The organism is Pseudoalteromonas rubra, assembly GCF_004212645.1.
In the GTDB taxonomy this organism is placed as follows: Bacteria; Pseudomonadota; Gammaproteobacteria; order Enterobacterales; family Alteromonadaceae; genus Pseudoalteromonas; species Pseudoalteromonas rubra_G.
In genome coordinates this window covers 137,901-160,706 of the sequence record NZ_PPUZ01000039.1, presented here as the reverse complement: position 1 = coordinate 160,706, position 22,806 = coordinate 137,901, and the positions used below count along the sequence as shown (strand labels likewise).

The window sequence follows — 22,806 nt, the reverse complement described above, 5'->3', positions numbered from 1 at the left end:
CAGTAACAGGGATACGTTGAGTCTGTCCAAACAAAGGAGACTCAATGATGAAAAGACCACTGATAGTTGCATCTTTATGGTCGCTGGTAAGCGCAGGTACAATCAATTCGGCCATTGCCGCAGACGAGCCACATGTACTCATGGTGTTAAGTAGTTATGGTAAGCAGGTTGATGGTAAAACCACCCAGCCTGGTTTTGAATTTGATGAGCTGAGTAAAGCCTACCAGGTGTTCAGTAACAATGGTATTCAGATCACGCTGGCCTCACCGGCGGGTGGCCAGCCACTGGCAGATGAGTACAACAAGGATAAATCCTATAACCAGGCGTTTTTAAACGACCCGCAGGCGATGAGCGCGCTGTCTGATACCGTTAAGCTTGCCAGTCTTAATGGGCAATCATTCGACGGGGTATTCATTGTGGGGGGGAAAGGCCCCATGTTTGACTTGCATCAGGATAACGAGTTGCAGCGTCTGATCCGGGAAATTTATGAGCAACAGGGCGTGGTTGGCGCCGTGTGCCATGGCCCGGCAGCATTGGTTGACGTGAAGCTGAGCAACGGCGAATACCTGGTCAATGGCCGAAGAGTGAATGGCTTTACTAATCTTGAAGAAACGGCGTTTGGTAAAAAATGGCGTCCTCAGTTTGAGTTTTTACTGGAGGATAAGCTCAAGGAGCGTGGCGGTTTATTTGAGCAAGATGGCTTAATGCTCAACCAGGTCACCATTGACGGTCGCCTGATCACAGGACAAAACCCCTTTTCAACCGCAGATACGGCAGTTGCCATGGTGCGTGCCATGGGCATAGAGGAGGTTAGCGAACCCGTTTATAAAGACGATCAAAGCGTAAAGCTGGCCGAGTTGCTATTCAGAGACAAAGCGGCCGCCGTGGCACAATTCAACAAGTCGCCAGACACCTATGATGTCCAGATGCTGGCCATGCTGGGGGTGTATCAGGCTAAATTTGCGACTACTCAATTGCAGCTGCACCATGCCATAGAGCTGATGACCTTTGTACAGTCGCAGTTTAACCATCCTATGATTGAGCTGACGATTGCTAAGGCCCATGTGCGGCAAAATAATCAGGCCGAAGCAAAATCCAGCCTATTACGTGCCCAAAAGGCCTACCCCGACAATGCCAAAATAAAGGCCATGCTTGCCACGTTGTAACGCGTTATTCAGCGAGATAAATTGCGGTAACTGGGGTGAGGTCTGCCCCAACCGCATTAACCATGAAATTTACTAATAGCTGAATGAGTGGTTGTTTTATGTTCATTGTAACCAATAACGGTATAAAAGGTGGGGAATAATTTGCCCGGCGCAATCTTACCCCCTCAGATGTATCTTTTTTGTTTTATATTTGTGTTCGACTTGTACAATGTGAATAATTCCTTTCATTCAAGCGCGGGCAACTCAATAATTTTTCTATTAACAAAAGTCATGTGCTTTCATCGCAAATCGGATTTAAAAAAAACCTGCCAGACGCTACACTAAATGTGCTTGATAACTCAAAACGTCAAAGGAAGTGTGTCTATCATTATGAAGTTAAATGATAAATATGATACTGACTTTAGCCGTGCAGTATTTGGGCCCTATGAGCTTCACAAAAGGAAAAGGTTGTTAACATATTGTGGTGAAAGCGTGCGCCTTGAACCTCTTATCTATGACTTATTAGAATATTTTATCTGTCATAGAGATAGGGTGATTGGCCGGGATGAATTGTGCCGGGAGATCTGGCAACAAGAGTATGTCGACAACAATGCCATAAATCGGGCTGTGTCCGAGTTAAGGCGCTGTGTTTCCAAACACAAACTTGGGGTTGACGTGATCAGAACGCATTACCGCAAGGGCTACAGTTTTAACCTGCTGGTTGAACTGGATCCCAGACCAAACCCGTTCCGTTGGATAGCTAAGTGGTTTCATCAGGCTGTACCATGCAAAGGACAGTGATCAATCAAAAAACAGGCTTTTTAACCAAAAGCCCGCTGGGCAGGCGTCGCTCAGCCAGTCGTGCTTAATCTCTTCGTATTTTGTCCTGGTTTAGTGCTTCTCAGCACCAAATCTAGTGTTATACCCGTGCTGGTGGGCCAATTTTTATAATTTGCCTGCCTACGTCACAATCTGCATATTATTTTGAGGTTATAACTGCTTCTTCAGTACCGGTTGAGCTTACTCTTCCTCTTGGCTTGAGAGGTCAAAGCCTGGGCGCTTGCCAATCACTGCCAGATCCTTTAAAAGAAAGAACCTATTTATTTTGGAATTGACAATGTCAGAAGTTTCTAACAACGCAGTTGCTTATACCTGCAGGATCGCAGTACGTGAAGATATCAGCAGAATGAGCGAGATCCGCCTGCAAGTGACAGAGAATAAATTGTCTGATCCTGGGAAAATTACACCTCAGATGTACGAGGCGCACATAGCAGGGCAGGGAAATAGCTGGGTGTGTGAGTTCAATGGGCAGATTGTCGGGTTTTCGTCCGCAGCCGGTGAGGATGGATCAATCTGGGCACTGTTTATCTTACCTGGATATGAAGGGTTGGGTATGGGTAAGGCTTTGCTAGGCCTTGCGTGTGACTGGCTGTTTAGTAAAGGACATAAAGTGATTTCATTATATACCGAGGCCAACACGCGTGCAGATGGTTTTTATCATGCACAAGGCTGGTTACGGGGTGAAATGGACGAGCTAAATGATGTCTCTTATACACTGTGCAGTCATGATTTTTACGAAATAAGCAGGGCATGATAGACTGGCGCCGAATCAAAGGACTAACCAGGAGATATGATGGCGCCGCCACTTCAACAACTGACCAGCTGGTTTTGTACGCTGCCTCAGGGCCAAAGACAGGTGCTGACCGAGACACTCAGTAGCGTGTTTACTGAGCTCAATGCGGTGCCTGCATTAAGCAAGGAACAATCGCTTCTGACTTTACTGGACAGCCAGCCACCGACGGGCAGTGTAGTTGCCTTAATTCTTAATCTTCGCACACAAATCGAACATACCATGACGATGCAGGCCGACGCGCTGCCAAAGTTAACAGCTGCGGGAGATCTGCTGTTTTATAGTCGCGCACAGGATAGGAGCTCGCTCAGGAAATTAGCCGATGAGCAATGGCACTGGCAGCAGTCACGTGACTCCTGGCTGCAATTAAAACACGCGTATCTATCGTTAGATTATGTTCGTCGCTGGCTGCACACCCACTAAAGGGTATTTCACATTGTTTTCACGAACCTTGCACTAGTCTATAGTCACTTGTTTATTAGTATGGTGGCCGGGATGGCACAAATCAAAGTACTGCTCATTGAAGATAATCAGGATCTGAGCCGCAACATTGGCGAATATTTTGAGTCACAGGGTGCGGTGGTGGATTTTGCACACACCGGAGAGTTGGGAGCGAAACTGGCGCTGGAACAATTTTACGATTGTGTGGTCCTAGATGTGATGCTACCCAAAATGGATGGATTGGCTGTCTGTCGGCAATTGCGTACAGAGGCCAATCGCCATATTCCCATCATCATGCTGACAGCCCGCGATACACTGGACGACAAGCTCAGTGGCTTTTCTCTAGGTGCAGACGATTACCTGACTAAGCCATTTGCGCTTGAAGAGCTGTGGGTGCGCTGTAATGCTCTGGCCAGAAGGCACCTGCTTAACAGTGAGCACACACTACGCCTGGGGGAGGGTGAGCAAGCATTGTCGCTCAATAGTCAGACTCAGCAAGTTGAGCGTGCCGAAACACCCGTTACGCTACAGCCAATCCCGTTTAAAATTCTGCGCTTACTGATGGAGCATCACCCAAGGGCACTCAGTCGCAGTGAGTTGTGCGACCGTATTTGGGGTGATGAACCGACCGATTCCGATGCGCTGCGCTCTCACATCTATCAACTTCGTAAGGCCATTGATAAGCCGTTTGTCAGTCCGATCATCAAAACCATTCACGGCATTGGTTTTGCGCTTGATATAGAAGGATAAGCGACCTGTGAAAGCCACTCAGTTACGCAATCGGATCCTGGCCTTTTTTGTGGGAATTGCGCTGTTCATTAGCGCCTTATTTGGCGCAGCGAGCTTTTTGTTTGCTTATAGCATTGAAGATCGGTTTTTTAACGCATTGCTGAACGATGAAGCCCAAACCATTGCCACGCAACTTGCAGCAGGCGAGCAAGCCAAACCCAGACTGGCGTTCATTCAGTATTACCCCAAGCTAACGGACTTACCCAAAGCCGTGCAGGACATGCTTGCGCAAGAGCCAAACCGTATTGAATTTAGCGGCGAAGGCGAGGCCCATTACCACCTTAAGAAACTACCAAGCGGTTACTTAGTGGCCGAGGTGAGCGAGCAACTGGTGGTGCGCAAGATCAAAGGCGGTATGCTGACATTTATACTGGTTTTGTTTGGTGGCGTGCTGGTTGTGGCGCTGGTGCTGGCTTTTGTCTCTTTGATGATGGCAAAGCGCCTGGTTAAGCCTCTGGATACTTTAGTTAAAATAGTAGAAGATGCGCCGGTTGAGCGGTTGCCACAGAATTTTTCGGGGCAATTTGTCAATGATGAAATTGGTGCATTTGCTAAAACGCTGGAGCAGGCACTGGCAAGAATACGACGTTTTATCAGCCGAGAGCAGGCATTTACCCGAGACGTTTCTCATGAATTAAGAACGCCCGTTGCGATAACACAAAGCTCGCTCACCTTACTTAAACAAACACAGCTGGATGACAAACAAACTGAGCTGGTGGGCCGGATAGCAGACGCCCAGCATCAAATCACGCAAAGCCTTGAGGTGCTGCTGGCGCTGGCCAGAGAAGAAACCTTAACCACCGCACAGACCCGCGTGCTGCCGGTGGTGGAGCAGGTGATCTTAAATCAGGCTGAGAAAATCGCCGATAAGGACATTGATGTAGAGGTTGAAGTCGCAACCTCCGTCACGCTGCCCATTGCACCGAGTGCCCTGCAATTACTGTTAAATAACCTGGTAGGCAACGCATTTACCCATATCCACAGTGGGGTGGTGACCATCAGCGCAAGCGCACAAACCTTTGTGGTTGCGGATACGGGGCAGGGGATCGCGCCACAGCAGCTAAAGACCCTGTTTGAGCCGGGGGTAAAAGGCCCCGACAGCAAAGGCATGGGCATGGGGTTGTCTATGGTTAAACGCTTGTGTGAAAAACTGGATATTGAACTGAGTGTTTCCAGTTCAGAAGCGGGTAGTGTGTTTTGTTTGAAGTTTCCAGACGGGGATAGCCAGGTTAGCCATTAGCTGAGTTATTGTTTACTCACAAGGTTGGAGTGGTTAAAAATGTAAGGCTGATAGTCTCTATCGTCATCCCGGACGCGTACGAGCCGGGATCTACTTAAACACCACATAGACGCGCTTTGTTGATAGCAAATCTGACGAACAACTCCACCAATTCACAAACAACCTGGTCACTTCCAAACAGCCCCGTCATCCCGGACGCTTGCGAGCCGGGATCTACTAAAACACCACACAGAAGTGCTTTGTTCCGAGCAAATCTGACGAACAACACCGCCACTTCCAAACAACCCTGTCATCCCGGACGCTTGCGAGCCGGGATCTACTAAAACACCACACAGAAGTGCTTTGTTCCGAGCAAATCTGACGAACAACTCCACCAATTCACAAACAACCCTGTCATCCCGGACGCTTGCGAGCCGGGATCTACTAAAACACCACACAGAAGTGCGTTGTTACGAGCAAATCTGACGAACAACTCTGCCAATTCACAAACAACCCTGTCATCCCGGACGATTGCGAGCCGGGATCTACTTAAACACCGCACAGACGTGCTTTGTACCGAGCAAATCTGACGAACAACTCCACCAAATCACACATCATTCCGTCACTTCCAAACAACCCCGTCGTCCCGGACGCTTGCGAGCCGGGATCTACCTAAGGACCACACGACAGCATGTTGTATAGGAAAATCATACAAACCACTTCGTTATCCGGGAAGTGTAGTCATAAGGTGGTTTATGAGAACACGGCACTATGGTTGTCTGGCAAATGAATATAGCGGTGCGGCCATCTTGTCAATGCAATGTGCAAGGGAGAGATATTCATGCTGTTCCGAAATCACAACCACTTGCTAAACAGGAAAAAAGTGGGTCTAATGATACGCATAAATAACGTTGTTCAGGCAGGGAATGAGTCACGTTGTAACGGGTTAAGTCACAAACGATTCAAAACAAAAGTTACTCATCAAAAGTAAATCCCCATAGCATAAACCACACCAGCCGGATACGGCGTGCAGGTAGCAGACCAGTGCAACAAGCGGTTATGTGTAATGCTCAACAATAAATACTGATGTGTTTGGCCAAAATAGAAAAAGGAGTAAAAGTGAGAATTCAGGCAGATGTAGGGACGTTAGATATTCTAGGTCATTTAATACTCTGGTTTATTCTAATATTAATAACATTTGGTATTGGTGCTTTCTTTTTCCCGTACTCATTCTCTAAATTTATAATTAATCGTTCAAAAGTCATTGATGACAACGGAAATCCAAGACAAATGGTATGCCATACCGATATCTTTGGAAATATAGGCCATGTAATCTTATGGATTATCATATCTATAATTACTCTTGGGTTAGGTTACGCTTTTTATTTTTACAAAGTCTGGAACTACTCTTTAAATAATACAACCATTGAGTGATTTTCAATCTAAAAAGCGCTTTAACTAAAGTATTCAAAACAGCAGGCTAGCGCGCCTTCGTCGCAAATTTCAGCCTGCTACTTTGTGCCAGTTAAGGGCGACTGGATATCACACTCCCTCCGAATCACGAGGTCGATGGATACGACCACGTTGGTCAAATCGATGCGACCAAAAAATCGTTTACATACGACCAGGAGTGGATGGGCTCCGCGGTACCTAAGCTATAACTGATAGGTGCACCAATAGTCTTCACAGCTCTAGTCGGTTATACACGTCTGCACTTGTTTTCATGAACACCATGCTGGCTGGCGTCCATTGCAAAGAAAAAAGCGCTCAAAGAGCACCAATTTGGAATAGGTTTTACTTTAAGGGTTGCTCAGCCAAATCTTAATATTAACTTTCTCGATAGTAAATATACCAACCGATATCTCCAAGGTAGGCTAATTCACCATTTTTGAGCTGCTCTTTAACACGAGCGCTTTCAAAAACGATGAACTTTACTCCTTTACTGATCCCCGACACTGATAACCCAGAGTTATATAGTGGCAATGTTACAGAAACAAGTGGGGCGTTAACCTTACTATAATCCCTTGCACAAAAAATAGACTCTATTCCCAAGTTATTCATCACCAACCGAGTGTTAGTAACAGAAAAACTATCTATATTCTCATTTGGTTTAGATGATAAATCAATGTCGTTAACTCCAAGCCATTTCACGCTTTCATGCAAAGCACAGAACTCAACAAAGCCTTCAATGCGTACTTTATTTTGATTATAAAAAATTCTAACACTGTCATTTGAGGGAGGTTTATGTTCCCCTGAAGAGTCACACCCTAAAATACTTACTAAAGTAACAGTAAACATCACTTTCATTAATTTATCTTTAATCATTATAGTAATCCCATCCATTCATTATATTTATTGAATCACCGGGGTTATCACCCCATGAGAATCCAAAGTTGGTTGCTGTTCTTGATATTAAGTCTGGCAACAAGTATCCACCGCCACTATAAGCCAAAATAGGGATTGCTAAGTGTAGTTGTCTAGGGGTATCACCCCCTTGTCTGAGCACTTGGTTTGCACCGGCCCCAAACATACTCCCTTCAAGATTAAAACCATATGCAGCTGCAACTACTCCAAAATGAAAGTTGCCGAAATCAGCAAGCAGCTCTGAGCTAAAATCATAATCAGTTAGACTTGAAAATCAGCCTGTCACCGCACCGTTAGCAAATTTTGCCATCAGAGAGTTTAGGATCTGCACCATCAACAATAGTTGACACAGCCACTCGGGTGATACTGAAGCTAGAGCCAGCATGAATTGGTGTCGATACCCTGTGCAATACCGGCGTCATGCTGCGTGCTGGCGTATTTGCACAGAAAAAGGCGCCCACTTAACGCCTTTTTGGAATGGATATCACCTTACGCTTCTTACTCTCTTTACTTAAACAGCTCTTTTGGCTCACCATCCAGATAAGTATTTTTAGGAAATCCAGAGGATCCAACTATTATTTTATTTCCTAAGTCATCGTGATAATCGAAAATTATACTATTTCCAACAATACCCTTTGGCTTGTCATCCACGTCAAACATTCCTATATACCTCCCGTCATTACCATCTAGAATGATTAACCTTTTTGCAAGACGGCGATTGCCAAATTCCCTAGCATAGAAATATATGCAATAATTGAAATCAAGATGTGAAACCCCTCCCATCAGCTCTATTTTTTCTCGACCGTCAAGAATTCCAGAAAAAGCCTGCGAGCTTAATTTTTGTGATGTTACCTTTGTACTTTCATTACAGTCAGCCCTAGACTCACCAAAATACAATAAACATACCGTTAGAAGAGCCAACAAACTAATTTTAATTACCTTTTCTGTCATTTTACATTCCTGTTTGTAAATTTATTACCCTATCGGCATGCCAGTCCACAAGTGCTATTGAGACACTATACTGACATCAATGCACAAGAAAAAGGCGCTCGATGAGCGCCGTTTTTGAATGGATACCACCTTAACCTTACTTGTGGTGGGAGTTAACAAAATATGCTATCAACCTGGGTGGCTATCCTTGTTATTCTGTATATAGCTTTCTAAAAGCGCTAAATCTCTCTTAATAAACCCTTTTAGCCCATACGTTTTTCTTAGCTCACCTCTTTGTACTTCAATATCATCCAGCGTAACTCTTTCACCGTTAGACAACTTAAACATAAACCCAAAGTACACGCCTTGGTTCTTGGTAAGTGCTTCGAAAAAGTTCTCTTCAGGAATTAGTGGCTCTGGGTAATTAAAGCTATTTAGAGAAGCAACATATTGCTCAACCAACTCATCTTTTTTTTCTATAAAGCTTTCTATGAAAGCTCTAAAAAATTTTTCATCAAAGACTTGCTCGATAGGCAGCACTCTACCATCTCGCAAAACCCGATAGTTTAATGAATGCTGTATTGTTAAACAATACTCTTCAGCCAGACTAAAGCCACTAACATTCCCCCACACCTTTGCAAGGTCACGATCATAAATACCGTACTGAACTTGAGGTACATCCCCAACTTTATGGTTAGATATAATTATACCAATCGAGTATCGCTCATCGATACCATAAAAATATATAAGAGAACTATCAACCGACGGACCTTTTTTAAACCCGTAACTTTCAACAATTTTTCTCAGTTCTGCTTTTTTCATAACATTAACCTTGAGCTGACGAATCACGAAGACACCCAGCATTATCAGCTTCACTTATCGATCTTTAGCCCACCTTTGGACTTATTCGCCAAAAAACACCCGCTAAAAGTCACTAAATTACTTGTCAAAAAACCACTCAAACCAGGCAAACTTCTGCGTGTCTGGGTCATTTTTCAGCTGATATAAGGCATCAAATTGAGCGAGGCCCAGCTCAACCGGTGGTGCAAAACCAGGGCTGTTTTGCGCCAACGTTACACCATTTTTACGGCCTTTTTCAGTGACCTCACAGACTCCGTTTTTGCATGAGACATCCGGCTCGGGGAGTGAAATGCGTTTTTCAGAGTGGGAGATAATATAGCGCTCGCTGGCGCTATTTGCTTCAGTGAAAGCTTTAAATTGCGCGGGCGAGTCACTGGCAGGCATACCTGCCGTTACTTCTGCCATGTGTGCCAGAAATTGGTAGCTACCCCGGTGAGAAAGCGCGCCAAAACCGGGCTGCGTGATAAAAGGCACAAAGCCTTTGTCCAGGGCACTGCCGGGCAGGGCACCACTGTTCGTCAGGCGATCTATTGAGGCTTGATCTTTTTGTGTAAATCCGACGGTCAGCTTTTGGCCGTCGGCATTAAAATGCCCTTCATTGAAATTACCCAGTAACTTGCCGTCGTCATGCCGTCTGTAGTTGCCAAGATCACTGGCGAGTTTTTTAATGTAGGTAAAATCTATGTCATTTTGATCCGCATATTGATACATGTCGGCCAGCACATCTCGGTCTTGCTGGTTCAAAAATTCATAATTGCTGCGCTCTAAATTGTTTAAAGACATACCTTGTGCGCCGTTTTGTACTTTAGGTTCATTGCCGCCAAACAAGTCTGCCACCATAAGCGCATAGTACTGCTCAGATTCACTGCCCTTTGCCTTCGCCGACAGGCTCATATCTTGTATCGCAGACTCAAAGTGTGACTGTGCTTGCGACATGTAATTACTGGGGAGCATCGCTTTAGCGAGATCTGAAAACGCCTGGTAATGTGTGTCTAACGCAGTGGCAAATGATGCCGCGGCATTATCATCTTTGAGTGAATGCCGCTTCAACTCTGACAGCGCGCGTTGATCAAGTGCATGCCATTGTTCATAAGCGGCAACCTTTTCGGCCTCTGAAAAGGTATGACTGGGGTCCATGGCGATGGTCTCCAGCTGAGATTTAGACAGTTGCTCAAACTCGAACTTAGCCGAGCCAGTCGCTGCTTGTTTGTTCAGAGCTTGCCACGTTGACGCACTTTTGTTCTGAGGCAAGGGTTGCTGAGTCAAACGGGCGGCGTCAATGGCTTGCTGCGCTTCTTTAAGTCTCACTGCCAGTGAAGAAACAGACACCTGTGTACTGTGTGCGCTGCTCTGGCTGATAGTCGTATTTGAGCGATATGAGTGGGCAGGTGAGGCGTGCGTTTTAGCGCGCCATCGGGTGTCTGAGATATCCATATTGGCTGTTCCTTGTGAATAGTTAACCCCTTATAAAATAAGGACTATAAATACAATAGCGATAGTAACATAACTCCGTTTTTTGGGGACTCTGAAATGCGCCTTAGCCAATCATTAATTAGGGAACAGACAGTGAACATTGCCAGTGCTGAGTCTTCTTCTCTGAGCGCTCTAAAGCCTCTGTCTCAATTTTGATACACCCGCCTGTTTCATCTGTACCAAAACCGGCACACCTCTTTCATTCACCTTTCAATGTGAAAAATAAAGTTAATTAAAAACAAGTGACTATGCCCATCTGACTCTGGCACGCCCCTTGAAACTACTGCTACAAACGTGATCGATAACAGAAGAAAAAGCGCAGACATCCAGCGTTATCTTTTTCTTCATAGGTCGGCAGATAAGTTTTGGTATGGGTGTCTCTTGGGCTCCCTTGTCGTTAGCAATGATGAAAAATTTAATAAATGGAGGTGAAATTTCATACATATCCTGATTTAACTCGATGTGTTACTTTGATTTGTCCCTTATTTAGGGTAGTTATTAAACAAGTATAAGCAAGGAATAATATGCACTTTTTAGTTAAAACCTGTGTGCTGACAGGCTGTTTAGCCAGCACTTCTGGCTGGGCAAATAACCCGGTTAAGTCGAGCTTTAATCAATATTTAGCATTTGACTGGGGGTCATGCCCGAGTCAATTCCAAAGCCGTGATGGCAGTAATGAATGTACTTTGGCTCAGGTGCCATTGAATTGGGAAGAGCCGACAGGCAAGCAAATTGAGGTGTTAGTTTCAAAACACCCTGCACGTTCGGGTAACAGTCGCGGGCAGATCTGGTTTTTACAGGGCGGGCCGGGTGGTTCCGGGAGCTTTTTTGTTAATCAATTCGACAGTACACTGGCGCCCTTTACCAATGACTACGACTTATATGTACTAGAGCACCGGGGCGTAGGTTGGTCAACTCACCTGGGGTGTAACAATCCACCTTCTCAAGATTACCAGGCCTATTGGCAAGATTGTTTTGATGACTTATATAACCAGTGGGGGGAGGGGCTATATCAGTTTAATACCACTTCGGCCGCGAAAGATCTCGATTATGTCATAGGTAAAAGCAAGGTATTAGACTGGCAGCCAAGCCATGTTTATGGTGTGTCGTATGGCACATTTTGGGCGCAGCGTTTTAGCCAGGTGGCGCCGACTGGCGCGCAAAGTCTGATATTAGATTCCGTGTTTCCTGCCACCGGGGCCGGGTTAGATCTTTGGGATGAAAACTACGGCAAAATCTTTACTCAGTTAAGCCATTATTGTGATCAGGATACGCTGTGTAGCAGCAAGTTTCATGGCCAGGCAGAGCAGACAATTCGCTCGCTTCTAAAGCGTGTGTTTAATGGTGAACATTGTCCTGATCTGGCATTTATTCGCGATGAATTACAAGCGTTTGCCACCGTATCCATGACACGCTCGGTAGAGCAAATATTAATGCCTGCTTTTTATCGCCTGGCGCGTTGCAACAGCGATGATGTCGTCGCGCTGAATAATTTGCACCAGTTTATATTGAGAGGAGAAGGCCGCGAGTTAGTCCAACTGCCTGCCAAAGATCCGCTGGGTTATTCCAGTGTCATTGCACGGTTAATTAGCAATAATGAACTCAATGACGTAAATCGAGATTTAACGGCGCGTTTGGCATTCTGTCGGGATGCTGTGGCCTGTTATCCCACTTACTTCCTGCTGCAAAAGGAAGTTGATAAAAGCATTTGGGGTAATCGCTATAGCGATCAATTTATCTATCAAAATATGCATCACTATATGCCGACTCTGGTCATCAACGGTGATGTTGACCCACAAACACCGCACTATGATATACCGCTGATACAGGCTGCTTTTACTAATATTAATCAACGTTATGTAGAGTTTCAGCAAACCGAGCATGGGGTAGTTTTTGTCTCGCACATGAGCGAGGGAGCGGAAACCTGCGGTGCTCAAGTGATGATGAGCTTTATAGACAATGTATGGTCTGAACCCGATACCAGTTGTCTAAGTGATCTCAAAGGGCTGAACTTTTCGGCCTCAGAGTTTGAAAGCTTAATGCTTTTCGGCGCAAGCGATGCCTACGAGGGCACAGCCCAAACCATGACATTTGAACAGCGCATGGCGCTTAAACAAGCTCAGCCGGCACAGTTTACTCAAGCGGTTGGCACGTTCGCCAGGTTAGTAGACTGGTAAAGGCGGGCCTGAGCTCATCCTGTTTGCAAATTTAAGCGGCCAGCATAACTGAAATAGCATCGCTGGCTGTTAAAGCAACAATTGCATATCGGCATACAGCTATCTGGGCAGGGTGAGAGCATACTTCGTTAACGATCATTAACCGAAGATAAGCTCTGCCCTGAATTCATCGTTAAAACTGGCCGAACACACTTGCCAAGTATCGAATCTTTACGGTCTGTGTGCTGTTCTTCCAGATTGCGAACTACCCGTCTGATCAGTGCCATATCGTCCGTCGAAATCGGCTCGCTGGTCTGGCAAGCATCTTCCTTAAACACGACATCCAGCCCCCAATGCTGCTGGTTCTAGATGTGCCAATGATGGCGGATGGCTTTTTGTAACATCTGTGCACCTGGCTCGACAGAAGTAATATAAAAGTACGTGTCTATTTTTGTTGTCGGGCCGGATTTGCTGTGCCTTTCGATTGAGACCTGCGAAGTAAGCTCTGGCCATTTTTCTTTTATTTCTTCAGGCAGTTTGTCTGCTTTCAGAGCATAAGTAATGTGTGTTTCCTGACGTCTATGACCATTGCAGACTTGTATATCTTCAGGCAAACTCTCCTCTTGTTTAAAGGCTGTTTCAAAGCATGAAGTGACTGCTTTATAGAGTATTTTCTGATTTTCCTTGACCTGAACCAGGTAATCAGCCCCGCTTGAAATCAGTGCTGAGAGTGTCGCTTTCTGACAATGTGTGCATCCAGTGTGACGATAGAATCTGAAATATCGAGCGTGCCGGTATTTCATTGGATTTACTTTCTACTGTACGCTGATACAAAGTTAAACCAGACTCACAGTCAAAAGCGGACACCAAGTGTAAGTTAACCTCACGTTTCTTACTGGCACCGCGTAGGGCTTTGCCATCAAACGCAATGATTGGCTTACCAGACTGAGAGCGCTGTTCGTTGACCCAACTGAACAAGGCCCAAAACCAATGGATCAGTCACCACTATTTTAAGAGCACGTGCAATGCTATGTCGTGTTGGAATACTGTGTTTGAATGCTCTGAACTGCCTGAGCCACGGCAGTTTACCGGGCCCTAACACTTCGATATAGTTAGAATAAATGGTAAAAGTATACGATGTACGATAATGAGGCGAAATAGGGTAAAAAAGAGCTATCGCTAGATGATTAAGATTGCTAGTTGCCCGAGGAGATATAGTGATTATTCGAGAATTTGATGAAAGAGATTTTTATTCTGTAAAAGAAATCTACCAGCAAGGTATTGATACAGGTAATGCAACATTCCAAGAGCAAGCTAAAGACTGGGATGAATGGAATAACTCACTATTAGGCTTTTGTCGTCTTGTCGTAATTGAAGGTAATCAAGTCGTAGGTTGGGCTGGACTCTCTCCAGTATCAGGTCGAGCGGTATATTCGGGAGTTGTTGAAGTTAGCGTTTATATTGCAAGCCAAGCTCAGGGAAAAGGTTTAGGTCACAAGCTATTATCACGGTTGATTGAGGAGTCGGAAATACACAATATTTGGATGTTACAAGCGGCTATTTTTCCTGAAAACCAAGCCAGCATAGCTTTACACAAGAAAAATGGATTTCGTCAAATTGGAGTTCGTGAAAAGCTTGGAAAAATGCATGAAATTTGGCGTGACGTTGTACTAATGGAAAGGCGTAGTAAAACTGTTGGTGTATAGGGCAACTTACCCATAGAGCCTTCTTCGGTCAGGTAAGGAGTCGCTCCTGAATAACCCGCTTTTTAAGTGGTTAGGCACGTACACTCGGCTCGCACTACCTTGAGCTTCTTCACTTTAGTATCTAACTGAGTATGTGAATTGCTGCACCTTCACTGAAATAGGCCACTGTAAACTCCAGGCATAGAAAAGCCTCTGAGTTGCGAGGATTTTTCGGCAATTCTGGCCAATACCTGCCAGGATTGCATTTAGCTTGTCACCCAATTTCCCTTTCAATCGGTAAAGTCCCAGATGCCCGTCCTGTTTCATATGTCCTATGATCGGCTCAATTGCATTGTGTCGTTTCAGTTTGCGCTAATCGATGGTGTAACTCCGCGTTTTTGCTATGCGATATCAATCTCATACCGCTGCGCCATGTGTCCCTTGTAACCTCGGTCAACGTAGCAGGCTTGCGTAGGCTGGTTGGTCATATCAAAAATTATATGCAATGTTTTCAGCAAGATATCGCTATCGTATGGGTTACCGTGCATTGCGTGACTAGCAACTATAAACTGCGATCTGACTGTCGTTGCGACACTCACTTTCACATCGAATTCATAAGACTTAGCACTTTTTCCTTTCGCGATACACTCTACAGCAGACTAGTGCAAACTATAGAGTGTGTTTTTGCTGTGCTTTTCTTGTTTTAACAATTGCTCAGCCTTGAGCATCATGTGCACTAACTCTGATGTGGACTCAGCGAGTAGATCCCGCATTACATCGCCACCTTTGGTCCCTGTCTCGCGCAGCTTTACTTTAATCTGACACCCGCTTTATTTGCCAGTGTGGTCAGCTTTTTACGGCACCTTTACAGTACCACCACTGCCAGCTAGGTTTCGGTGGCAAACTGGTACAGCCTGCTCAACAACCCAACGATATACAACGCCTCATTGGATCGGTTAGTTCACAACGGGCACAAAATAGAGCTCAAAGGAGAGCGGTTAAGAAAATCGCCATTGAACCAACCCGATCACACAGGTCAAAAAGAGCCTTGGAAAAAGAGAAGAAAATCATAATCGGTTTACGGCGAAATGATCGAGCGGAATCAGTGAAATACGCCCATGGCTGTTAACGTGATTTATTTTCACGTTTCCCTGTGTTGATTTTTTGTTTTGGTTGTTGGAATATTTTTCTTTAGGTTAAAGTTGTAAAAAGTGTTTTACTTATTGTTTTTTATGTACTAATTTATCGCATGAAAAACACTATACTGTTTTGTTTTTGTTAATTAAGAGTGAATGGAAAGGAATTTTGAACATGTCAACGAGGAACATAGTTTTTCTTTGTACCGCCAATAGCGCCAGAAGTATAATGGCAGAATCAATATTTAAGTATCTAAATCCAAAAGAGTTTTCTGTCTACAGCGCAGGTAGCAAATCAAGTGGAATGGTGAACAAGTATGCGCTAGCCTTTTTAGACTCAAAGGAAATTCCTACCGAAGGGCTTACTTCTAAATCTTTAGAGCAATTACCTTTTGAATTAAAAGAGGATGATATGGTTGTTGCTGTGTGTGGTGGCGCAATTGATGATGTTTGTCCTTTACCTAATTTCAAAGCACAGGTAGTGAGATTGATTCTCCCAGATCCTGCTGTCCCTAATAGTTCAGAACAAGAATCAACCAAGTTCTTTGCTGAAGTGGGTAACTATCTCTATGAAACGCTTCCCAAATTTCTGGAAATGCTTAGGGCTAATGAGCCACTTAGTTATATAAATGACTACTTTGCGCAAGCAGAAAAGCCAACGCTTGCTTAACTTTCAGTGCTTTATGTGTTGTATCAAGGAATAATAATGAATATAAGAAACTCAATTTTTTATTTAACGCTCATATTGAGTACCAATTCAGTCTATGCCAATGATAAGCAAAAGTTGCTCATAACTGGTTCTTCAACGGTTTCTCCGGTGGTACAAGAAATAGCGAGAGTATATGAACAGCAACAAAAAAAAGTACTTGTTGACGTTCAAACGGGTGGCTCTAGCAAGGGAGTTATGGATTCTAGAAGCGGCTTGAGCGATATCGGTATGGTATCGAGAGCTTTAAAGCAATCCGAGCAAGATCTTAAGGCCTATACTTTGGGGTTTGATGGCATTAGTTTAATTACTCACAGCAGCAATTCACTGAGTAACTTAACTAAAAAACAGGTCATAGATATATACACAGGAAAAATAAATAATTGGAAAGTGTTAGGCGGTCCTGACGAAGAAATTGTCGTTATTTCAAAGGCGGCTGGAAGATCAACTCTTGAATTGTTCTTAGCATATTTAGGTATAAAACATTCAAAAATAAAAGCTGACATAGTAATTGGCGATAATGAGCAAGGTATAAAGGCAGTAGAGTCTAATAAGTTCGCAATTGGATATGTGTCTATAGGTGCTGCAAAATATCGGGCAGAGAATGGAGCTCCAATCAAACTAATTTCCGCAGACGGTCACATACCTTCTTTGGAGAATGTCCGTAAGCGTACTTACCCTATGACCCGAGAACTAAACCTTGTCACTTACGGGAATGTGAAGGACTCGACAAACGAATTTATTAAATTTTCTTTGCAGCAGAGCAGTTTAATAGAAGCGTTCAACTTCGTTCCAGCGGAATAAATATGATGTTTGTTGTACGAGCAAAGGTGTATACAGTCACTTGGTACGCTTGGATGTTTATTGCAGTTATATGCATTGCTGTGAGTGTTGGCTTGATTTTTAGTTTACTTGCAAATAACTCTATGCTCGCTATTGGTAATATTGGGATCAAGCAGCTTATGTCGTTTGAGCAGGGTTGGTTTCCGCTTGATGGCGAACTGAGTTTGGTCCCTATGTTGATGGGGTCAATTTGGGTTAGTGTGGGAGCTATGGCTCTTGCCGTGCCCTTATGCTTGTTAGTCGCAATATACATTGTATTTTATTTACCAAATAAAATTCAGCCTGTAGTTCACCTATTCATTGTTGTTGTCGCTGCGTTGCCTTCAGTTTTTTATGGGTTTTGGGGGATGATTTATATTGTTCCTTATATAAATCAGATCAAATCACCCGGTGCAAGTTTATTTGCTGGACAGATTGTGTTGGCAATGATGGTTTCGCCCATGTTGATTGCACTATTCAAGTCTCAGCTAGAAACCGTTCGTAAAAAGCACCAACAACAGGTCTCAGCACTTGGAATTGCCGAGTATTCTGCGATTTGGCCTTTGTATGTGACTAACCAATTACCTGCCATTTTCTCTTTATCTATATTGGGCTTTGGCCGTGTGATCGGAGAAACCATGGTTGTCACCATGGTTACAGGTAATGTTGTGGCGGTTCCTGACTCAATTTTTGAGCCTGTACGTACTTTGACTGCAAACATAGCTTTGGAAATGGCGTACGCGGTAGATGAGCATCGCTCTGCATTGTTTTTTAGTGGCTTCATCTTATTGGTTCTTATTGTTTTTTTGTCTGTGGCTAGGTTGACACTCGCCCGAGTAGGGGACGCACAATGAGTATCTCAAAACTGAACTTAAAGTTACATAACTACATGCTGTGTAGCGCAGCCTCTATTGTATGCTTGATTATGTTTTCGCATATGGCTGTATCTATTATTACTGGTGGATTGGAACACCTTTCACCGGGTTTTCTTTTCGAAATGCCTGAGATGGGAGGTAGAGAGGGAGGCATTTTTAGCATTATAGTGTCTACTCTATTGATACTTTCCATTTGTGTTGCTGTCGCTGTACCTATTGGCTTGGGTGCATCTATTTTGATTTCTGAGTATATCAACAAAAACTCAAAACTATCCAAGTTCATATACTTTATTCTAGATATTCTAGCGTCTACACCTTCGATTGTATTTGGTTTGATGGGAAATCAATTCTTTTGTGTTGAACTTGGTATGGGGTTCTCAATACTGTCCGGCGGGTTAACTCTGGCATTAATGGTTTTACCTTTATTTATAACTGGGTGTATAGAATCTTTTAAAGATGTTGAAGACAGGCTCAGATATTCCGCATGTGCACTCGGATTATCTAAGCTAGCCAGCATTAAGAAATTAGTTATTCCAATGGCATCAAAGGGAATTTTCCTCACAATTGTACTAAGTGTTTGCAGAGCCTTGGCGGAAACGGCAGCTCTATTATACACCGCAGGTTATGTCACTCGAACACCAGAATCAGTAATGGATTCCGGTAGAAGCATATCCGTTCATATATTCGATTTGTCGATGAATGTATCAGGAGCTGATCACAACGTATATGCTTCGGCGATTGTACTTATCGCGATTGTTATGAGCTTTAATTTTGTTATATATATGCTCCATATGTTATATATTAAAATGGAAGGGGTGATGCAGTGAAACTTAATATAAAAATGTGTGATAAGCAGCGTCATGCAATAGTTCTGTCTAATGTTAGTGTTTTCTATTCAGGTGAGAAAAAAGTAAAAAATATCAATCTGAACGTAGAAAAAAATAGAATAACGGCATTTGTTGGACCTTCTGGCTGTGGAAAGTCAAGTGTATTAAACGTGATAAATGCTATTAACTGCGATTATCAAAACTGTACGTTTGACGGGGAGATTTGTATTGCCTCAAAAACGCCGATGAAAGGTGTTCGTCGTTTAAATAAAGTTCAGTTGAGAAGAACTGTTGGTACTATATTCCAAATGCCACAACCATTTCCACTTTCAATTAGGAAAAACATTGAGTTCCCGTTGAAGCATCACGGTATTAGTGACAAACACTCACGCTATCAAAAAATGCAAGCCGCACTAGAGAAAGTTGGGCTTTGGAACGATGTGAAAAATCGGCTAGATGACTCTGCACTTGCGCTGTCGGGTGGGCAACAACAGCGTCTTTGTATCGCACGCGCCTTGGCGCTGGAGCCAGAAATTCTACTTCTGGATGAGCCGTGCAGTGCATTAGATCCATATTCATCCAAAGCAATTGAAGAGTTACTCATTGAATTAAAAAAAGAGATTTCAATCATTGTGGTAACTCATAATTTAGCGCAAGCAAAGCGAATAGCTGATAACTGCTGTGTGTTTTGGACCGACGATGAAGTGGGGTATTTAGCCGAACAGGGGGAGGCTCATGCTTTATTCTCGGCGCCTACAACTGCAGTTTCAAGAGAGTATTTAACAGGATTAATTTCTTAAGAGGTTCGTAATGAAAAACAGTTTATCTATATTACTAGGTGATTCGTTAACGCGAGAATTGATGAATATACTTGATTTATCACTTAGTAATAATAATCGCTTTTTACATTTGGGGTGTAGCGATGGTCGTTTGGCTTTTAAAGTTGCCAAGTTAGTTGGCGCTGGCGGAAAAGTTATTGGTATTGAGAGCGATCCAGCTGTTTTAAGAGATGTTTACGGCATGATGTCAGATGTTGCTGACGATCTAGGCTATGACAATATGTACTTTTATCACGGACAAAACCATGAGCTCAGAACAGATGTATATCGCCAATCAACGCTCTTCAAGCGTCTTAAAATGGATGATTTCAGCGATTTCTCGGCGTTTACGCACCGTAGTCTTGAGTATTTTAACAACAATCCAGTCGTTGTCTCTCATTCTATAGACGTACTTTTTTCAAGCGTCGATCTTGGCCAATTGACTCATTTCCAGGTTGTTGAACTTTTTCATGAAGCTGCAAGGGTACTTAATGACAAAGGGGTACTTTTTATGTTGACGCATTCTGGCAGTTCAATGCTAGAGAAAAACATTGAGCAGTACGAGCGAATCTTATCTGGTGCCGATTTTGAAAGTATTAACTTCTTTAATCAGCAGTTTGAGCAATCAAACTGCTGTGGTACTGAGCAGTTAAAAGTTATTAGAGCAGTTCGCAATACACGTAAAAGTAGCGTTAGTAATGAGAGCAGTGAAAGCTGCTGTTCAGGGTCATCTTGTTGTTGATATGAGCATTTTAAGTAAAATTTTGAGGTAGAAATGAATATTCTAATTGTGTCCACTTTTGAAGGTGGTTACCAACCCATCTCTGCACTAGCTGCAACGACTTCCTTGGTAGCGGAAGGGTTTAGCCCGACGTTATTAGATGTTTATGTAGATGGTGTTGATGAAGATAAAATTAAAGCTGCGAATGTAATCGCAATTTCAATGCCATTGTTCGATTCACTTGAGTCTGGCGTTCAACTTATTCTGCAAATTAAAGAACTTAACCCTAGCGCTATTCTGATTGCATTTGGGCAATATGCGACGCTCAATCCGCAACGCTTAAGTTTAAATTATGTTGACTTCACGATAGTTGGAGAGTGGGAGAGGCCAATTGTGAGTCTGGCTAATCACTTAGTATTAGGTAAAGAGCTGGACCTGGCGGGCATTTGTACGCGTGAAATGGCTGAGCTCGGATCAATCCCTAATCCGCTCATTACTAGGAATAACATAAGAACTCCACTTCGCTCTTATGCTCCACCATTGGCTAAATATCCGCAACCTCAGGTCGAAAAGTTACTCGAAAGAAGCGCGATTGTAGGTGGCTTAGAAACATCTAGAGGGTGCATTCATAAATGTACATACTGTTCGGTTTTTGCCGCTTACGATACTAAGGTGGTGAAGGTTGATGAGCAATATATTATTGATGATATAGAGCAAATGGTCGCTCAAGGGATGGATCATTTAACCTTCATGGATGCAGATTTTTTCAATGCTAAGCGAAGAAATGTTGAGTTAATACAGACTTTACACGAAAAGTTCCCTCAGTTGACTTTCGACTTTACGACACGAGTCGATTTTATTCTTGATCTGGAAGATTTGATCCCTGTGTTAAGCGAGTGCAATGTTAAATTTATTACGTCTGCATTGGAGTTTCCAACTCAAAACGTTTTAGACATAGTCGCAAAAGATATCACCGTAGAAGATATCGAGCGTGCTATCGAAATTTGTAACAACGCAAATATAAAACTCAATCCAACATTCATTATGTATAACCCTTGGATTGATAAGGAAGAGTTATCACAGTTTCAACAGTTCGTTGTTCGTAATGAGCTTGCAGATATCATCGATCCTATCCAGTATGAAACACGCTTAAAATTGTATAAAGGCTCGCCATTACTTAACCGAGAATCTACCCAGTATCTCGAGTTGGAAGAACAAGAGTTTCACTTCGATTGGAAGCATCCTAACCCTGAAATAGATAATTTATATTTTAGTAATTTAACGCCAGTTGAAGAAGGTGTCTTTAAAAGATGCTGTTTAAAATGCTAACTAGAATAATACCTTACGCAGTAGGGCTGGCAGTTGTATATGCTAGTCCTTGCTATGCGGATCAACAGGATAAATTAGAAGTTTCTGTTAAAACGGTCAATGCGCTCAGTAATACGACTTCACGAAGTTTTGTCGGAATGGTGGCGCATAAAGATGTGTATCAAATCGTATCGCATGTGAGCGGTCTGGTAAAACATGCGTCAGTTACTCACGGGCAAGTAATCGAAGATAAAGCCGCGCTTTACGAAATAAAAATCCTTGATCCCGGATTTGGAAATGTTTTTATTAACAATGAGTTTGGAGAGGTCAAGGTGATCCAAACCAAGATAAGGCAAGGTCAGTTTGTAGAAAAGAACAGAACGTTGGCATATGTAGTTCCATTAGATGAGTACAAGATTGAAGTCAAGATGCTTCCTAATGAGTTGGCGTTGTTGCAATCAGGAAAGACGCTTATTACGGGAGAGTTATTTCCGCAAACTGAGTATAGCCAGCACTTTACCTTGACTGATTACAATGTCGTGAGCCCTATTGAAAGTAATCCATTTTACATTGTTGAGTTTGAGCTAAATTGCCGAGCTTTACACTGTAACAGCTTAGAGTTGTCTTCTGCTGTAGCAAAGGTGACAGTGGAAAATACCGTAAATGAAGTTGCGGAGATACCCATCAGTTATCTAAGAAAGGGAATGAAGGCCGTGTATGTATTGAACGATGATGGTGTTGTTGAAACGACCCATGTGGATATTTTGAAATTAGATGACCAATACGCTCGAGTAAAACTCGCTTATGGCACGCACATGAACGTCATTGTCGAATCAAATCGCATTCCAAATGATGGTGAAAAGCCTTCAGTAGTAAAAGAACAACTATAAAAGTGTGAAC

The 22,806-nt window shown here is 43.4% G+C and carries 25 protein-coding genes; 18 read left to right on the top strand and 7 right to left on the bottom strand.

Annotated elements, in window-relative coordinates; genetic code table 11:
* Nucleotides 1–44: 44 nt before the first annotated feature.
* The 7 genes from C3B51_RS14920 (at nucleotide 45) to C3B51_RS14890 (ending at nucleotide 6,658) form a co-directional block, all read left to right on the top strand.
* Complete coding sequence (locus C3B51_RS14920) at nucleotides 45–1,166, top strand: type 1 glutamine amidotransferase domain-containing protein (RefSeq protein ID WP_240701910.1); 1,122 nt, start codon at nucleotides 45–47, stop codon at nucleotides 1,164–1,166.
* Nucleotides 1,167–1,613: 447 nt separating this feature from the next.
* A complete protein-coding gene (locus C3B51_RS14915) occupies nucleotides 1,614–1,946 on the top strand; it encodes a winged helix-turn-helix domain-containing protein (RefSeq protein WP_164518162.1) in 333 nt (110 codons plus the stop codon).
* A gap of 316 nt (nucleotides 1,947–2,262) precedes the next feature.
* Complete coding sequence (locus C3B51_RS14910; RefSeq protein ID WP_206074706.1) at nucleotides 2,263–2,739, top strand: GNAT family N-acetyltransferase; 477 nt, start codon at nucleotides 2,263–2,265, stop codon at nucleotides 2,737–2,739.
* A gap of 39 nt (nucleotides 2,740–2,778) precedes the next feature.
* The gene (locus C3B51_RS14905) at nucleotides 2,779–3,198 is read left to right on the top strand and encodes a hypothetical protein (protein WP_130245556.1); all 420 of its coding nucleotides are present in this window, start codon (nucleotides 2,779–2,781) and stop codon (nucleotides 3,196–3,198) included.
* A gap of 72 nt (nucleotides 3,199–3,270) precedes the next feature.
* Nucleotides 3,271–3,966, top strand: coding sequence for a response regulator transcription factor (locus C3B51_RS14900; protein WP_206076640.1), 696 nt, complete (start codon nucleotides 3,271–3,273; stop codon nucleotides 3,964–3,966).
* A 7-nt stretch (nucleotides 3,967–3,973) separates the two neighbouring features.
* Nucleotides 3,974–5,245, top strand: a complete 1,272-nt coding sequence (locus tag C3B51_RS14895; RefSeq protein ID WP_130245555.1) for a sensor histidine kinase — start codon at nucleotides 3,974–3,976, stop codon at nucleotides 5,243–5,245.
* Nucleotides 5,246–6,343: 1,098 nt separating this feature from the next.
* The gene (locus C3B51_RS14890; RefSeq protein WP_130245554.1) at nucleotides 6,344–6,658 is read left to right on the top strand and encodes a DUF6693 family protein; all 315 of its coding nucleotides are present in this window, start codon (nucleotides 6,344–6,346) and stop codon (nucleotides 6,656–6,658) included.
* 393 nt (nucleotides 6,659–7,051) lie between these two features.
* Here C3B51_RS14890 and C3B51_RS14885 read toward each other — a convergent pair whose 3' ends face one another.
* The 5 genes from C3B51_RS14885 to C3B51_RS14865 form a co-directional block, all read right to left on the bottom strand.
* Entirely contained in the window at nucleotides 7,052–7,549 is a 498-nt protein-coding gene (locus C3B51_RS14885) for a hypothetical protein (RefSeq protein WP_130245553.1), read from the bottom strand.
* Entirely contained in the window at nucleotides 7,542–7,826 is a 285-nt protein-coding gene (locus C3B51_RS24180) for a polymorphic toxin type 44 domain-containing protein (RefSeq protein ID WP_130245582.1), read from the bottom strand. Before C3B51_RS24180 ends, C3B51_RS14885 begins: the two co-directional genes overlap by 8 nt.
* 269 nt (nucleotides 7,827–8,095) lie before the next feature.
* Nucleotides 8,096–8,539, bottom strand: a complete 444-nt coding sequence (locus C3B51_RS14875) for a hypothetical protein (RefSeq protein WP_130245552.1) — start codon at nucleotides 8,537–8,539, stop codon at nucleotides 8,096–8,098.
* A gap of 168 nt (nucleotides 8,540–8,707) precedes the next feature.
* A complete protein-coding gene (locus tag C3B51_RS14870) occupies nucleotides 8,708–9,340 on the bottom strand; it encodes a hypothetical protein (protein WP_240701909.1) in 633 nt (210 codons plus the stop codon).
* 117 nt (nucleotides 9,341–9,457) lie between these two features.
* Complete coding sequence (locus tag C3B51_RS14865) at nucleotides 9,458–10,813, bottom strand: hypothetical protein (RefSeq protein ID WP_130245551.1); 1,356 nt, start codon at nucleotides 10,811–10,813, stop codon at nucleotides 9,458–9,460.
* A 563-nt stretch (nucleotides 10,814–11,376) separates the two neighbouring features.
* On the opposite strand from C3B51_RS14865, the gene C3B51_RS14860 reads away from it, so the two are divergent.
* Entirely contained in the window at nucleotides 11,377–13,029 is a 1,653-nt protein-coding gene (locus C3B51_RS14860) for an alpha/beta fold hydrolase (RefSeq protein ID WP_130245550.1), read from the top strand.
* Between the two features lie 344 nt (nucleotides 13,030–13,373).
* Here C3B51_RS14860 and C3B51_RS14855 read toward each other — a convergent pair whose 3' ends face one another.
* Nucleotides 13,374–13,811, bottom strand: a complete 438-nt coding sequence (locus C3B51_RS14855) for an ISAs1 family transposase (protein WP_130245549.1) — start codon at nucleotides 13,809–13,811, stop codon at nucleotides 13,374–13,376.
* A 414-nt stretch (nucleotides 13,812–14,225) separates the two neighbouring features.
* On the opposite strand from C3B51_RS14855, the gene C3B51_RS14850 reads away from it, so the two are divergent.
* Entirely contained in the window at nucleotides 14,226–14,714 is a 489-nt protein-coding gene (locus C3B51_RS14850; RefSeq protein ID WP_130245548.1) for a GNAT family N-acetyltransferase, read from the top strand.
* Between the two features lie 380 nt (nucleotides 14,715–15,094).
* Here C3B51_RS14850 and C3B51_RS24175 read toward each other — a convergent pair whose 3' ends face one another.
* Nucleotides 15,095–15,337, bottom strand: coding sequence for a transposase (locus C3B51_RS24175; protein ID WP_130245580.1), 243 nt, complete (start codon nucleotides 15,335–15,337; stop codon nucleotides 15,095–15,097).
* Nucleotides 15,338–15,589: 252 nt separating this feature from the next.
* Between C3B51_RS24175 and C3B51_RS24170 the strand changes: the two genes are divergently transcribed.
* The 9 genes from C3B51_RS24170 to C3B51_RS14800 all read left to right on the top strand — a co-directional run bounded on the left by C3B51_RS24170 (nucleotide 15,590) and on the right by C3B51_RS14800 (nucleotide 22,796).
* Nucleotides 15,590–15,766, top strand: coding sequence for an ATP-binding protein (locus C3B51_RS24170; protein WP_430929844.1), 177 nt, complete (start codon nucleotides 15,590–15,592; stop codon nucleotides 15,764–15,766).
* Nucleotides 15,767–16,004: 238 nt separating this feature from the next.
* A complete protein-coding gene (locus C3B51_RS14835) occupies nucleotides 16,005–16,499 on the top strand; it encodes an arsenate reductase ArsC (protein WP_130245547.1) in 495 nt (164 codons plus the stop codon).
* 36 nt (nucleotides 16,500–16,535) lie between these two features.
* On the top strand, nucleotides 16,536–17,339 hold the full coding sequence (locus C3B51_RS14830) for a phosphate ABC transporter substrate-binding protein (protein WP_130245546.1): 804 nt from the start codon (nucleotides 16,536–16,538) through the stop codon (nucleotides 17,337–17,339).
* Nucleotides 17,340–17,341: 2 nt separating this feature from the next.
* Entirely contained in the window at nucleotides 17,342–18,211 is an 870-nt protein-coding gene (locus tag C3B51_RS14825) for a PstC family ABC transporter permease (protein WP_130245545.1), read from the top strand.
* On the top strand, nucleotides 18,208–19,059 hold the full coding sequence (pstA, locus tag C3B51_RS14820; protein ID WP_130245544.1) for a phosphate ABC transporter permease PstA: 852 nt from the start codon (nucleotides 18,208–18,210) through the stop codon (nucleotides 19,057–19,059). The genes C3B51_RS14825 and pstA overlap by 4 nt, the downstream gene beginning before the upstream one ends.
* Nucleotides 19,056–19,859 carry a phosphate ABC transporter ATP-binding protein gene (locus C3B51_RS14815; protein ID WP_130245543.1) on the top strand — a complete coding sequence of 268 codons (804 nt, stop codon included), beginning with the start codon at nucleotides 19,056–19,058 and terminating at the stop codon, nucleotides 19,857–19,859. Before pstA ends, C3B51_RS14815 begins: the two co-directional genes overlap by 4 nt.
* Nucleotides 19,860–19,869: 10 nt before the next feature.
* A complete protein-coding gene (locus C3B51_RS14810; RefSeq protein ID WP_130245542.1) occupies nucleotides 19,870–20,619 on the top strand; it encodes a methyltransferase domain-containing protein in 750 nt (249 codons plus the stop codon).
* 33 nt (nucleotides 20,620–20,652) lie between these two features.
* Nucleotides 20,653–21,927 (top strand): arsinothricin biosynthesis radical SAM protein ArsL, encoded by a 1,275-nt coding sequence (gene arsL, locus C3B51_RS14805; RefSeq protein ID WP_130245541.1) that lies wholly within the window; start codon nucleotides 20,653–20,655, stop codon nucleotides 21,925–21,927.
* Nucleotides 21,909–22,796, top strand: a complete 888-nt coding sequence (locus C3B51_RS14800; RefSeq protein ID WP_130245540.1) for a hypothetical protein — start codon at nucleotides 21,909–21,911, stop codon at nucleotides 22,794–22,796. Before arsL ends, C3B51_RS14800 begins: the two co-directional genes overlap by 19 nt.
* The last annotated feature ends 10 nt before the right edge of the window (nucleotides 22,797–22,806 follow it).

Bases quoted from the DNA above. Each gene is read 5' to 3' on its own strand.
- C3B51_RS14920 (WP_240701910.1), top strand. From the start codon at position 45: ATGATGAAAAGACCACTGATAGTTGCATCTTTATGGTCGCTGGTAAGC.
- C3B51_RS14910 (WP_206074706.1), top strand. From the start codon at position 2,263: ATGTCAGAAGTTTCTAACAACGCAGTTGCTTATACCTGCAGGATCGCA.
- C3B51_RS14905 (WP_130245556.1), top strand. From the start codon at position 2,779: ATGGCGCCGCCACTTCAACAACTGACCAGCTGGTTTTGTACGCTGCCT.
- C3B51_RS14900 (WP_206076640.1), top strand. From the start codon at position 3,271: ATGGCACAAATCAAAGTACTGCTCATTGAAGATAATCAGGATCTGAGC.
- C3B51_RS14885 (WP_130245553.1), bottom strand. From the start codon at position 7,549: ATGATTAAAGATAAATTAATGAAAGTGATGTTTACTGTTACTTTAGTA.
- C3B51_RS14875 (WP_130245552.1), bottom strand. From the start codon at position 8,539: ATGACAGAAAAGGTAATTAAAATTAGTTTGTTGGCTCTTCTAACGGTA.
- C3B51_RS14870 (WP_240701909.1), bottom strand. From the start codon at position 9,340: ATGAAAAAAGCAGAACTGAGAAAAATTGTTGAAAGTTACGGGTTTAAA.
- C3B51_RS14865 (WP_130245551.1), bottom strand. From the start codon at position 10,813: ATGGATATCTCAGACACCCGATGGCGCGCTAAAACGCACGCCTCACCT.
- C3B51_RS14860 (WP_130245550.1), top strand. From the start codon at position 11,377: ATGCACTTTTTAGTTAAAACCTGTGTGCTGACAGGCTGTTTAGCCAGC.
- C3B51_RS14855 (WP_130245549.1), bottom strand. From the start codon at position 13,811: ATGAAATACCGGCACGCTCGATATTTCAGATTCTATCGTCACACTGGA.
- C3B51_RS14835 (WP_130245547.1), top strand. From the start codon at position 16,005: ATGTCAACGAGGAACATAGTTTTTCTTTGTACCGCCAATAGCGCCAGA.
- C3B51_RS14830 (WP_130245546.1), top strand. From the start codon at position 16,536: ATGAATATAAGAAACTCAATTTTTTATTTAACGCTCATATTGAGTACC.
- C3B51_RS14825 (WP_130245545.1), top strand. From the start codon at position 17,342: ATGATGTTTGTTGTACGAGCAAAGGTGTATACAGTCACTTGGTACGCT.
- pstA (WP_130245544.1), top strand. From the start codon at position 18,208: ATGAGTATCTCAAAACTGAACTTAAAGTTACATAACTACATGCTGTGT.
- C3B51_RS14810 (WP_130245542.1), top strand. From the start codon at position 19,870: ATGAAAAACAGTTTATCTATATTACTAGGTGATTCGTTAACGCGAGAA.
- arsL (WP_130245541.1), top strand. From the start codon at position 20,653: ATGAATATTCTAATTGTGTCCACTTTTGAAGGTGGTTACCAACCCATC.
- C3B51_RS14800 (WP_130245540.1), top strand. From the start codon at position 21,909: ATGCTGTTTAAAATGCTAACTAGAATAATACCTTACGCAGTAGGGCTG.